The sequence below is a fragment of the Micromonospora sp. DT228 genome (assembly GCF_049841595.1).
Taxonomy (GTDB): domain Bacteria; phylum Actinomycetota; class Actinomycetes; order Mycobacteriales; family Micromonosporaceae; genus Micromonospora.
Map to the genome: position 1 here is coordinate 1 of NZ_JBNCKO010000063.1, position 511 is coordinate 511.

The 511-nt window shown below is 60.7% G+C and carries 1 protein-coding gene; it reads right to left on the bottom strand.

The genetic code is table 11. The features are described 5' to 3' along the window. The coding region (locus ACLQ29_RS35415; protein ID WP_425775708.1) for a hypothetical protein at positions 1-414 on the bottom strand (414 nt) is incomplete at its 3' end. Between the last annotated feature and the right edge of the window lie 97 nt (positions 415-511).

A 511-nucleotide genomic window follows, 5' to 3' on the forward strand; every position in this document is an offset into this window, starting at 1 on the left:
GAACGTCGTGACCTCACCATCCGGCGACGTCTCCCGCACCGGATCCCTGTCCGCCGTAAACTCCGTCACCGTCCCATCGGGACCCTTAATCGAGAACGACCCATCCGGATTCCACGAAAACACGGACCTCACAGACTCATCGTCACCCACCCACGAATAGATCTCCCGACCATCCGCCCCCACCAACACCCGCTCGTCACCGGTCTTCGCCACATACTGATCACCGCGATACTCGAACGTCGTCAGCTCACCATCCGCCGCCGTCCGGCGCAGCATCCGCTCATCCGCCGAGAATTCCGTCACCGAACCATCGACGCCCTTGACCGAGAACGTCCCATCCGCGTTGAACGTCGCGACCTCACCATCCGCCGACGTCTGCCGCAACCGATCCCTGTCCGCCGAAAACTCCGTCACCGTCCCATCGGGACCCTTAATCGAGAACGACCCATCCGGATTCCACGAAAACACCGACCTCACAGACTCATCACTGTCTCTTATACACATCTCGCAG